Raw genomic sequence first — 12469 nt, forward strand, 5'->3', positions numbered from 1 at the left:
CATTACCGGGATGTCCAAAAATGCCTTTATCTCTGCAATTGCGGGGATATCAGCGTCAAGCTATTACTAGCTGGTTTGCTAATAATGGCAGGGGGACTTTAAAAATGGCTACTGGTAGTGGAAAAACTATTACGGCACTGTCTATTGCTTGTGAATTGTATCAGCAGATTGGGTTACAAGTCTTGTTGGTGGTGTGTCCCTATCGTCATCTTGTTAGCCAATGGGCTAGAGAATGTGAGAAATTTAACTTGGAGCCGATTTTGGCTTTCGAGAATTTACGTACTTGGCAAGGTCAGCTATCAACGCAAATTTATAATCTGCGTTCTGGTTCTCAAGGTTTCGTGACGGTAATTACCACTAACTCGACTTTAATTGGTGATGGTTTTCAGTCGCAACTTAAATATTTTCCAGCTAAAACTTTAATTATTGGTGATGAAGCCCATAATTTGGGCGCACCTAGGTTAGAGGAAAGTTTACCTCGGAATGTGGGGTTGCGACTGGCTTTATCTGCGACTCCAGAAAGGTATTTTGATGATGGGGGTACAGAATCTTTATTAGATTATTTCGGTTCTGTTCTCCAGCCTGAGTTTAGTTTACAGGATGCGATCGCCCAAGGAGCTTTGGTACATTATCTTTATTATCCCGTTTTGGTAGAATTGACAGAGGCTGAAAGTATTGCCTATCTTAAGTTAACAAAAAAAATCGGGCGCTCATTATTATATCGAGAACGAGATAATGGTGATGTTGGCGATTTTGAAGACAACGAAGATATAAAATCCTTATTAATACAACGCGCTAGGTTAATTGGTACAGCAGAAAATAAGTTAACAGCTTTACGGGAATTAATGGAAACTCGCAAAGAAACAAACCATACTCTATTTTATTGTAGTGATGGTTCTCAAGACATCGGACAACGTTCATCTTTGCGTCAACTCAAAGCTGTTTCTAAAATTTTGGGGGTAGAATTAGGTTATAAAGTCAGCACTTACACCGCACAAACTTCTTTAGAAGAACGGGAAACTTTACGTTGTCAATTTGAAAGTGGTGAATTACAAGGTTTAGTTGCTATTCGCTGTTTAGATGAAGGTGTGGATATTCCGGCTATTCAAACTGCGGTAATTTTATCAAGTTCAGGAAATCCTCGTCAATTTATCCAACGTCGTGGACGAGTTTTGCGTCCTCACCCTGGTAAGGAGAGGGCGACGATTTTTGATATGATTGTGTTACCGCCAGATTTAGATCGAGAAACTATTGAGGTGGAACGGAATTTGTTAAAGAAGGAATTACGGCGTTTTGTGGAATTTGCTGATTTAGCAGATAACGCTGGGGAAGCTAGGATGAAGTTATTGGCTTTGCAAAAAAGGTATGGTTTGTTGGATATTTGAAGGGGAGTAAGAGTAAATGAACCGCGAAGGCGCGAAGGGCGCGTTCGTCGAAGACGTTCCGAAGGAAAGGAAGAGGGAATGAAGAAGGAAGAGGGAAGAATGAGGGAGTTGGGTGATGATGTGGAGGGTTTAGCGTATGCGGTGATTGGTGCGGCTATTGAGGTACATCGGGTGTTGGGAGCAGGGTTTTTGGAGAGGGTTTATCAGGAAGCTTTGTGTTGTGAATTGCGTTTGCGGGGGATACCTTGTAAACCTAAATATTTAGTAGCTATAAATTATAAAGGTAATCTTATTGGTGAGGGTGAATTAGATTTTTTAGTTGGTGATATTTTAGTGGTTGAATTGAAAGCTGTAGAAAAATTAGCTCCTATTCACGAAGCTCAAGTTATTTCATATCTAAAAATGACAAATAACCGTCTCGGACTCCTCATCAACTTTAACGTCCCCATCCTCAAAGAAGGAATAAAACGAGTCATTTTCTCTTCCTAAATTCTTTTCTTCCTTCTTCCTTCTTCCTTTCCTTCGGAACGTCTTCGACGAACGCGCTCTTCGCGCCTTCGCGGTTCAATTACTCTTATAAATTATAAACACAAACAAAAAAATGCCAGAACACTCAAACATTGAAGATGTACAAGAACCAATTACCAGCGCACCACCAGAAGTCAAGCAAATTATTGATAAGGTATGTAAATTAGAAAAAAGTAGATTAGATAGAAAGAGCAAAGGTCATATTAATGATGATATTCTCACAATAGTGAAGGAAGCAGTGCAATGAAGCTAACTTCAATTAAATTATGTAATTTTCGTTCCTTTTATGGAAAAACCCCAGAGATAACTTTAGCTGGTGGAGATGTTCGCAATACTACGATGATTTATGGTAGTAATGGAGCAGGAAAAACCAGTATTTTGAATGCCTTTACCTGGGTATTATATGAAAAATTTAGTGCTGCATTTGCGTCAACAGAACAGTTAGTAAATAAACGCGCAATTGCGGAATCTCAACCACGAGAACCTGTAGAATGTTGGGTAGAAGTTGGTTGGGAACATGAAAGCAACCGTTACCGCGCTACTCGTGGTTGTCGGGTTTATAAAAATGAAAGTGATTTTATTGAAGCTGGTAAAACTCAGTTAAAAATTCAAGTTGCTGGAGATGACGGAAAATGGTATTTTCCCCTTCAGCAAGCTGAGGAAATCATTACTCAGATTTTACCAGCAAGTTTACATCAATATTTTTTCTTTGACGGTGAACGCATTGAAGAAATTGTGCGTTCTGATAATAAAGCAGAAATTGCAGAAGCAATTAGAACGTTTTTAGGTGTGGAAGTAATTGAACTTTCTATTAAACACCTGAAAGATGCTAAAAAGAGTTTAGAAACTGATTTAAAAAATATTGGTGACGCTGAAACTAAACAGTTATTAAATCTGCAAGAAAAGCAAGAATTGGAAATTGAAACCATCAATAAACGTCAAACGGAAATAAATCAAGAATTAGAACATCAACAGACATTTAAAAAAGAAGTCAGTAATAAATTACGAGAATTGAGTGCTGTTAAGGAATTACAGGAAAGAAAGCAAAATTTAGAATCGCAAAGGGATAGCTTACGGGAAGAATTGAAGAAAACACGGGAAAATTTAAAAAAAGTTATTTCCGCACGGGGTTATACAGTTCTGTTATCAGAAACTACGGCTAAGTTTCGGGAAATATTTACAGATTTAAAACAAAGAGGTGAATTAACTGCGGGAATTTCGCGGGAATTTGTCAATGATTTACTCAATTCTGGACGTTGTATTTGTGGTGCAGATTTAAGGGAAGGAACTCATACTCATTTTCATGTTAAGAACTTGATGAAAAAAGCAGGTTCTTCGACAGTGGAAGAAACCGCAATTAGAATGAGCGCACAAGTTGATGAAATTGATAAACAAGCAGTTTCTTTTTGGGAAGAAGCGGATAGGGAACAAGCACGAATTAAACAGCTAAGAGAAAATCTCAATCAAGTTGAACTGGAATTAGCTGGTATTCAAGAACAACTGCGAAAAGATCCGAATGAGGAAATTAGCAGTTTACAAAAACGTCTTGATGAAATTGAAGCCAAAATTGATGAATTAAATCGAGAACAGGGTGCAAATCAACAGGAAGTTTTACATCTAAAAACAGATATCGATGCTTTGATAAAACAAATATCTAAGCAAAAACAAAATGAAGAAAAGCAATCTTTAGCACAGCGTCGAATTAATGCTACTCAAGATGCTATTGAACGGTTATTGGAAGTTAAAAACCGTCAAGAACACCAGTTTCGTCTGCAATTGGAACAGCGCGTACAGGAAATTTTCTCAGAGATTTCTTTTACTCCCTACGTTCCCAAAATTAGTGAAAAGTATGAATTGAGTTTGGTGGAAAATACGACGGGAATTGAAGCACCAGTTGCAGCTTCTACTGGGGAAAATCAAATTCTCAGTTTATCTTTTATCGCTAGTATTATTGATAAGGTGCGCGACTGGAGTGAGAAGCGGAAAATGATGATGGTTCCTGATAGTAGCACTTTTCCCATTGTCATGGATTCTCCTTTTGGGAGTTTAGATGCTAATTCCCGTCGTCACATTGCGAGAACTATTCCTAAGTTAGCAAATCAGTTAGTTGTGTTGGTGACTAAGACGCAATGGAGGGTGGAGGTTGAGGAGGAAATTGCTGATAAGATTGGTAGGGAATATGTATTAGTTTATTATTCTTCTAAGCCTAATTGTGAACAGGATTTCATTGAATTAGGTAGAGAAAGGTATTCTTTGGTAAGACAGAGTTTAAATGGTTTTGAATATACTGAAATTCTTGAAGTGGAAAGAGAGAGGTAGGTTTCATGGTTATTGCTAATTTACCAAATATCGTTACAGATACCTGGTTCAACGTAAATTGGGATGAATTTCTGGAAATTGCTGAACATCCTGATTATCAGCAAGGAAGATTTTATTATTATCAAAATTACATGAGGATAGAAATTTCACCAGTTGGTTCAATTCATGGAAACAATAATAATGTTGTTGCAAATGTTGTGAATTTTTATGCGACATTGAAAAACATTAAAATTAAAGGATGGGTAAATACCAGTTTTCGCAGAACAAGTGAAGGAGAATGTCAACCTGATTTAGCTTTTTATATTGGGGACAAGGTAACATTTCCACCTTTAAATAATTCTCCTGTCAATATTAATGAGTTAGCAGCACCGACTTTAGTAGTAGAAATTGCTGCTTCTTCTGTAAATGATGATTTAGGGTTTAAGCGGTTACTTTATGAAAGATTGGGTGTAAAGGAATATTGGGTGATGGATGCTAATAATAATGATATTATTGCTTTTGAAATATCTGATGGTGGAAGTAGGAGAATTGAGGAGTCGAAGGTTTTACTGGGTTTACAAATAGCTACTGTTAAAGAAGCTATTCAACGTAGTCTAACTCAAGATGATGATGAGGTAAATCGTTGGTTGTTGGGAATTTTTAGTTGATATGTCTCACGCAGAGTCGCAGAGAGGCAAAAAGGAGCAATGTTTGTTAATTTGTATGTGATAATATTATCTATGTTTATCAGCGGTTAATTATCAATTATAGGGTGCAAAGAATGTTAGTTAGAAATTATTTATTTATAATTACTTTGGCTTTAAGTTTTTTACCTGCTCGTGTTTTGGCTTTTTCTGATACTCAAAACTATTGGGGGAAAGATTGTATTCAACAATTAGGAGAAAGGAAGTTACTTACTGGTTATCCTGATGGTAGTTTTCGTCCTAATGCAATTGTTACCCGCGCAGAAGCAGCGGTTTTAATGTTGAATGCTTTTCCTAATGCACCAATAAAAAGGGATTCGGTTATATTTAACGATGTATCTCCTAATTATTGGGGATATAAAGCAATTAATACTGCTTATCAAAAAGGCTTTTTCTCTGGTTATCCAGGAAATATTTTTCAACCTAATCAAGCAATTCCTAGAGCGCAAATTATTGGTGTTGTCGCTGGGGGAAAAAATTATAGTTCTGTCTCTAATTCAGCGCAAATATTACAACGTTATTTTGAAGATGCTAATTTAATTCCTAATTATGCTCAAAGTGCTATAGCTGCGGGAACTATTAATAGTATTGTTGTTAATTATCCTGATGTTAAAAAGTTAAAACCTCAAGAAACTGCTACGAGGGGTGAAGTCGCTGCGTTAATGTGTCGAGCGTTAAATATTTACGCTGTCCCTCCTCAATATATTGCTGGTGTGGAAGTACAACCCCAAGAGGTACGCGCTTTACCAGGAAAGCTTGATTCTATTCCTACTTTTAATAGTAATAGTCCTGAACTTGTGGATACGGATGGAATTTTACTTTCTACTTTTTCTCCTGTAGGGAAAAAAAGCCAGGAAGCACATTTAAATTATCCTTTTCAAGGTAGATTTGATGTGTTTTCTCATCACATTGTTCGAGCAGAAACTACTTCTCAAAACCGGACTGTTTATCAGGGAATTATTGTTTATAATCCAGGTAATGAAGCGGTGAATTTGGAAGTTTTACAAGGTGCTAGTTATCTTTCACGGGAAGCACCTTTTATTAATCTGCCGGATATAGTAGATAATGCCCAAGGTACGGTTTATGCTGGCCCTGGTAGTCGGACTATGAGTGATGTACTGCGAGGGGTTAAGCAAGAGATATTTCCTGTAAAACTGGTGATAAAGCCGGGTGAAAGTCAAATTTTAGCTAGTTTACCTATTTCTGTCCAAGCACCTTCTTCTAATGGTCGCACGGTGATGATGCGGTTGAGTAGCAATAAACCGATTTTTATGGCAAACTTAGCAAAGAGGAGCGATCGCTCTCCAAGTCTAGCAGAATGGCTACAGCTATTAGATACAGGCAGTTTAGCAGGAAAGCGTGACCCCATTCCTACGCCTTTAGACCCTCCCAGAGAACCAACGGTATTTAGTCGCGTTGCTGGTGTTTCTCAAGGGACAAAATGGGAAGCAAATATTACAGATAATGCCAATGTCGCTAATTTAACTTTACCTCAACAGGGAAAAGCGGTTTCTTATCCTTTGGGGACAGTTCATTTAATTACACTTAGCACAGGACAAATACAGAGTGCGTCAATGCTCAAACGCTATCCTGATACGGCGTATTTTGCCCATAGTAACTACGGTGTAGAATATAATCTGACTTTACCTCTATATAATTCTAGTAGTCAAGCCCGAACTGTAGCTGTATCAATTCAAACGCCTGTTAAGGATGAAGGTGGTACTGATAGATTGTTGTTTTTGAAGCCACAAGTGGAACAAATATTTTTCCGGGGTACTGTGCGGGTGCGTTATACAGATGATAATGGTGGGGAAAAAACGCGCTATCTGCATTTGGTACAGCGACGGGGACAACCTGGGGAAACTTTGGTAAGGTTGCGGTTAGCGGGGGGTGAAAAAAGACAGGTTCAGGTTGATTTTTTATATCCTCCTGATTCTACTCCTCCGCAGGTTTTGACTGTGAAAACTGAGGGATAAATTTAGAATTTTTTCTCACGCAGAGACGCAGAGGCACAGAGAGGAGTGCAAGAGTGTAGTATTAGTAAATGAGGTTTGTTTTGATATATTAAGGGTGTAGATATTTATATTATGGCGGAAACTGGTAGAATCAGGGTTGCTAAGGATAAAGCTGAATTGGTCAAAAGTTTAACTTCTTCTGATGGGGGAACGGGTCCTTTTCAGACTTTCGCTGATGTGATTGTTTTTGCTGCTGCTTTAGGTGCTAAGTATAAAAAGCGTGTTCCTTTGGAGGAAATTTCTAAACGTGAACCATCACCAATTCGGTTAGAATATTTTGCTACAATGGGACATGATATATTAATTAAATTATTGGGAATTACAGAAAGTCAGGATATTATAATTTTATCTCCTTATGAGGAAGAATATGAAAAACAACGCAATGGAATTTTTGAAGAATACGCTAATGGTGGACTAGAAATATTACAAAATGAGTTAAGAGGTGCGGTAGATTATTCTGAACGAATTTTACTATTTCTCAGTTATGAAAGAACAAATAATCCAAAAGAAGAAGAGGAATTTGATTTAACTAAATTCCTCAGTTGAGTTAGGGTATCTTTAATAAGAAGAGTTATCTGTCCATCCTAATTCATATTTAATCTTTTTAACTGCATCCGTTACTGCATTTGCACCTGTAGATAGTTTATATCGCTTATTCGGATTTTTTGGATTAGGATCTATTCTAATTAAAGTATTTTCCCAAATCTCATTATCTCTTGTCCAACCTATCTTTGCGAGTTGGGAAACTTTCGTTTCATCAAAATAATTGCTGTCTTTATTGTAAGTTAAATGTAGTAATCTAGCCAAAACTTCCAGACCAACACTCACACCTAATAAACATTCATCCTTAAATTTCCTGATCTCAGCAACAGTCAAATCTTCTGCTTTTTTTACAGAAATATATCTAGTATTACTACATTCGTAGAAAAACTCATTGAGACAATTAGCCAGGGAGTTAGACGATATAGCTACATCATAGTCGCTGAGTTCAGCTTCAGGATTATTAGTAAAAGCACAACTCACAGCCCTGGCTATGTAGTTATTTGTGTAAATAAATCCCTTTGTAACACGCGGATTATCATGAACTTTATCTGTTTTATTATGAAATATGTCTACTTGTTCTACCAATTTTTTAGTAATACCAATACGACCTTCAGATACACCAAATGACAATAGCAAAGCTTTATCTAGTTGTTTCGTTTGAGCCATATCTAGAAAATCTTTTTTACACTGTTCAAGGTCTTCTTCCAAAACCAGCGTAATTGGAAAATCATCATCACTAATTAAGTCACTTGTATCACCTTCAATCAATTTTTGAATAGCACTCTTACGATGTTGACCATCTGTAATCTCTAACTTTACTCCACGAGGAATTACAACTAAACAAATACCTCTACCAAATTCGAGAATATTTATTTTTCCCAGAGCTACATTTGCTGTCAATGTCCCCAAAATCCAAGGTTTTCCTTTTTGCGCTTGTTCGATAATATAATTTTTAATCTCATCAGCATGGCCTGGTACTTCTGGGCGTTGTCTACCTGAATCAGGATCATTCTCAGTAGCAGGTTTTATTACTAAAAGCGCAGGAAAATCTCCAGGTGGTATATTAATTTGTAGCATTTTTCGCTTACCGTGTCGAAAAATCAAACCTGGATAACAGCGTTCACGATGGTATTTAGAAAAGAATGGCTCTATAAATGAGCTAAACTGAGCTTTTACTTCAGGAGTAATATCGTTGTTGTCTTCGTTAAATTCAGTCATATAAATGCTGATACACTTAGCTATGTCAATAAACATAGTAAACAACAATGGTGGTATTAAGCATCAGTATAAACCACGAGGTGATATTACTCACTAAATCTGCTAACTCAGTATAGATGGAAGTCCCACATCCTGCGGTTTTACTAACTTTCCATCAAAACCTATCGTTTGTTCTTCAATAGTCCTAGCATTAGCTAAAGCTTTACGTAAAGCAGTAACTTCCATTTTTTCATTCATTCCCCCCAAAATGTAAATTAATAACTTCACTGCTAAATCTTTTCCTGCTACTTGTACCCGCTTTTTATTTGGGTCATAGAGAACCCCATACCATAAAGATTGAGGATATTCCATACCACTAAAACCCCCTTGACGGTCAAATTTCTCCAACTTCTTAAAAACATCCATCAAAGCAAAACCTTTTTTAAATACCAAAGTTCCCAAAGCTTGCGCTAAAGCAACTTGAGAAACCGGACGAAATAACATATTTCCCTCACCACCATCTTTTTCAAAATAGAAGCGACGCAAAACAGTTGTCTCTTCGTGTTCCAATATTTTATAACTGGGAAGATTAGCTAAATTATCAAAAAGTAGCTTAAAATCGGCAATTCCTTCCTGAATTTCTTCATTTTCGGGACGCATAGGAATTAACCCTTTTTCTAAAGGTTTCCAGTGGGGGAACTTTTGCCCCAAATACCTTTCCGACATATCTTGTAAAGCTTGCAGCGTCGTCAAAACCGTAGAATTAGCAGCTACTGTGGCACTATTCCAATTAACACGCGGATTTCGATTTGGTTTTTGTTCTAAAAGTGGATGTGTAACCGCAATTTTTCGCGCTACAATAGCAAAACCATCATCTTCATTTAATTGTGCTAACTGACCTTTAGTTAAAGGTGCAGCCATCAAATTAACATGAACAAAAATTGATCTTACACGTCTTTTTGCTTCTGTGTGAGTTTCCCCAGTATTCACCGCACAAATAAATTCAATCCCAATCTTTTCTTGACGTAAATTTTGTAAATAAGCAGGTTCTACTTGATATTTATCTATCAAATCAGACAAAGTAATAAAACTTTCATCAGCAGTTTTATCTTTTTTATAACGTTGGAGTTTACCAGATTTAATTAACTCCATTAAGCCTTGGACACCCATTAATCTATGCTGACCATCTAAAGCATAAATTGTCACATTTTCTTCAGAAATATTCAGTAACCCAACTTTACCATCTTTATCTAAAGGTATAAAATCAGTAGTCGCTTTTTTAGCCCTTCCTTGACTATCCCACTCCGCTGCTTTGGGGTTATCCACCCAAGGTTGATTAATTACCACCAACACAGCCGGAAATTTATGATTTTTTCTCGCTGCTAAATACTGTACTAACGGTGCTTGACGCGACCAATCAACAGGACGTTGTTGAATTTCATCAATACTATCAGCATCAATTTCAATATTCTCTGTTTCTGGGTTGTACTTTTTTTGCAGCAGGGGTAAACCAGACGCAAAATGTACCCGTCCCGCGAACCATTCCAATGTTACAGAACCTACATAAGCCTCAGTACCACCCATTTCTGTCTTTTGGACAAGAATTTGGTCTTTCTTCTCTAAAAACCTCTCTAGCAGTAAAGCTAATACCTGTTTATCCTTATTTTCCCGTTCTAGATACTCGTTAGCGAGTTGATCATTTAGTGTGTTTGTACTATCATTCATGTGATTTTTTGAAAACTAAAGTATATAAAATAGCTTATCTTGTTTAAAACATTCGGTATACTAATTCATTTTTTAAAAAGTCTTAAAAAATGTTATATTTAAAAACTGATCACCTAACCAAAACCAACTGTAGGTCGTGGTTATGTATATAGTTATATATTATACAAATAAAACTATTAGAGTCCGCCCATGCGGACTCTGTTTGTGTGCCGATGAATTTTGTTCTCAAAGGCGCTTGTTAATTAAATAGAGTAACAAATGAATTGATAAAAATGTGTGTTTAAGTAAGGAATAAAAACTAATGAATACAGCACAACAGCCAGAAAATAAAAATCAGCAAAACCATACTGTAGCAGAGTTAATTGAAGATATTCAAGCTCTGACTACAGAAATTCAAGAATTGTATTGTTTAGATCAAATACCTTGGGTTGTAGGCTATTCGGGTGGAAAAGACAGCACGGCTACTTTACAACTTGTATGGAATGCGATCGCTGAACTCCCACCTGAAAAGCGAACGAAAACAATATATGTCATTACTACAGACACACTGGTAGAAAATCCCATTGTTGCGGCTTGGGTACGTAATTCTCTAGAACAAATGAAATCTGAGTCGCAAGCGCAAGGATTACCATTTGAACCCCATCTATTAAGACCAGATTTTAAAGAAACATTCTGGGTAGGTTTAATTGGTAAAGGTTATCCAGCCCCAAGAGGAAAATTCCGTTGGTGTACAGAACGTCTGAAAATTAATCCTTCTAATCGCTTTATTCGTGATGTTATTCGCAACAATGGAGAAGCAATTGTTGTATTAGGAACTCGCAAAGCAGAAAGCATAAAACGTGCCAATAGAATGAAAAAATTAGAATCCCAGAGAGTAAGAGATCACCTCAGTCCTAACATGAATTTACCCAACTCTTTGGTTTATAGTCCTATTGAAGATTGGCAAAATGATGATGTATGGATTTATTTAATGCAATGGGAAAATCCTTGGAAATACAGTAATAAAGAATTATTTGCTATTTATCGAGGTGCATCCGCTGACAATGAATGTCCTTTAGTTGTTGATACAACTACTCCTAGTTGTGGAAGTTCTCGTTTTGGTTGCTGGGTTTGTACTCTTGTTAGTCAAGATAAATCATTAACAGCAATGATTCAAAATGATGAAGAAAAAGAATGGATGCAACCATTATTAGATTTTCGCAAAGAATTAGATTTAGAAGAAAATCGTGACCGGAGAGATTTTCGCCGTAGACGTGGAGGTATCCAACTGTATGAGCGTAATTTAGACGGTGAAGTATCTATTGAACCTATTCCTGGTCCATATCTTAAAGAAGCGCGGGAAGATTGGCTAAGAAAACTGCTGACAGTTGAAAAACAAATTCGTCAAACAGCACCAGAAAATATGCGCGACATCACCCTACTTACTATAGAAGAATTGAGTGAAATTCGCCGAATATGGTTAGAAGAAAGACACGAATTTGATGATAGCTTACCCCGAATATATGAAGAAGTCACAGGAGAAGTATTTAAAGATCCTCGTCCTGGTGCTGACCATAGCATACTTGGTAGCGATGAATGGGAAATATTAGAAGAAATCTGTGAAGGTGACGGAATGCACCTAGAATTAATGGCCAGACTATTAGATACAGAACGGCAATTTAAGAAAAAAACTCGCCGTGTGGGTATCTACGAAAGCCTAGAAAAATGCTTTGATACAAGTTCCCGTTCTCCAGAAGTAGCCATTAAAAATGCCCATTTAAAACGGGATTTACGACAAGCAGCTTTAGATGGTGATGTCGCCACAATTCGGGAAAAATTCAAGCAATTAAGTTTAGGAGATGCCCCGGAAAAAGAAGAGAGTAAACCACAAACTTGGGCTAACTTCAAATATGCACAAAAGAACCCAGATGATAGTCAAGACCAATAGAATATCCTCCTTATTCTCGTTCCTAGCCTCTGGCTGGGAATGCCAGTCTTGAGGTTCTACCTCAAATCATTATAACAGAGGCAGAGCCTCTTGAAAGCATTCCCTGTCAGAGACAGGGAACGAGATAAATATCTCCTTTCTCTCGTT

Annotated in this window: 10 protein-coding genes; 8 read left to right on the forward strand and 2 right to left on the reverse strand. The window is 37.1% G+C overall.

Annotation, left to right across the window (positions count from 1 at the left end; translation table 11 throughout):
• The first annotated feature begins 20 nt into the window (after nt 1–20).
• From H6G68_RS12255 to H6G68_RS12285, 7 genes are all read left to right on the forward strand, one after another.
• Complete coding sequence (locus H6G68_RS12255; protein WP_242045242.1) at nt 21–1385, forward strand: DNA phosphorothioation system restriction enzyme; 1365 nt, start codon at nt 21–23, stop codon at nt 1383–1385.
• Nucleotides 1386–1463: 78 nt separating this feature from the next.
• Complete coding sequence (locus H6G68_RS12260; RefSeq protein WP_190906902.1) at nt 1464–1874, forward strand: GxxExxY protein; 411 nt, start codon at nt 1464–1466, stop codon at nt 1872–1874.
• Nucleotides 1875–1986: 112 nt separating this feature from the next.
• Nucleotides 1987–2160, forward strand: coding sequence for a hypothetical protein (locus H6G68_RS12265; RefSeq protein ID WP_190906903.1), 174 nt, complete (start codon nt 1987–1989; stop codon nt 2158–2160).
• Nucleotides 2157–4232, forward strand: coding sequence for an AAA family ATPase (locus H6G68_RS12270; protein ID WP_190906904.1), 2076 nt, complete (start codon nt 2157–2159; stop codon nt 4230–4232). The genes H6G68_RS12265 and H6G68_RS12270 overlap by 4 nt, the downstream gene beginning before the upstream one ends.
• Nucleotides 4233–4237: 5 nt before the next feature.
• Nucleotides 4238–4879: a Uma2 family endonuclease gene (locus H6G68_RS12275; RefSeq protein WP_190906905.1), complete on the forward strand. Its 642-nt coding sequence runs from the start codon at nt 4238–4240 to the stop codon at nt 4877–4879.
• 113 nt (nt 4880–4992) lie between these two features.
• Nucleotides 4993–6891 (forward strand): DUF3370 family protein, encoded by a 1899-nt coding sequence (locus H6G68_RS12280; RefSeq protein ID WP_190906906.1) that lies wholly within the window; start codon nt 4993–4995, stop codon nt 6889–6891.
• Nucleotides 6892–7002: 111 nt separating this feature from the next.
• Entirely contained in the window at nt 7003–7476 is a 474-nt protein-coding gene (locus tag H6G68_RS12285; RefSeq protein ID WP_190906907.1) for a DNA phosphorothioation-associated protein 4, read from the forward strand.
• A 12-nt stretch (nt 7477–7488) separates the two neighbouring features.
• Here H6G68_RS12285 and H6G68_RS12290 read toward each other — a convergent pair whose 3' ends face one another.
• Together H6G68_RS12290 and H6G68_RS12295 are read right to left on the reverse strand one after the other, a co-directional pair.
• Complete coding sequence (locus tag H6G68_RS12290) at nt 7489–8727, reverse strand: DNA sulfur modification protein DndB (RefSeq protein WP_242045243.1); 1239 nt, start codon at nt 8725–8727, stop codon at nt 7489–7491.
• A 66-nt stretch (nt 8728–8793) separates the two neighbouring features.
• Nucleotides 8794–10395 carry a DGQHR domain-containing protein gene (locus H6G68_RS12295; RefSeq protein WP_190906909.1) on the reverse strand — a complete coding sequence of 534 codons (1602 nt, stop codon included), beginning with the start codon at nt 10393–10395 and terminating at the stop codon, nt 8794–8796.
• Between the two features lie 301 nt (nt 10396–10696).
• Here H6G68_RS12295 and dndC point away from each other — a divergent pair, with 301 nt between their 5' ends.
• Complete coding sequence (dndC, locus tag H6G68_RS12300; RefSeq protein ID WP_190906910.1) at nt 10697–12322, forward strand: DNA phosphorothioation system sulfurtransferase DndC; 1626 nt, start codon at nt 10697–10699, stop codon at nt 12320–12322.
• Nucleotides 12323–12469: the final 147 nt, after the last annotated feature.

The sequence above is a fragment of the Anabaena catenula FACHB-362 genome (genome assembly GCF_014698735.1).
Lineage (GTDB): Bacteria > Cyanobacteriota > Cyanobacteriia > Cyanobacteriales > Nostocaceae > Anabaena > Anabaena variabilis_A.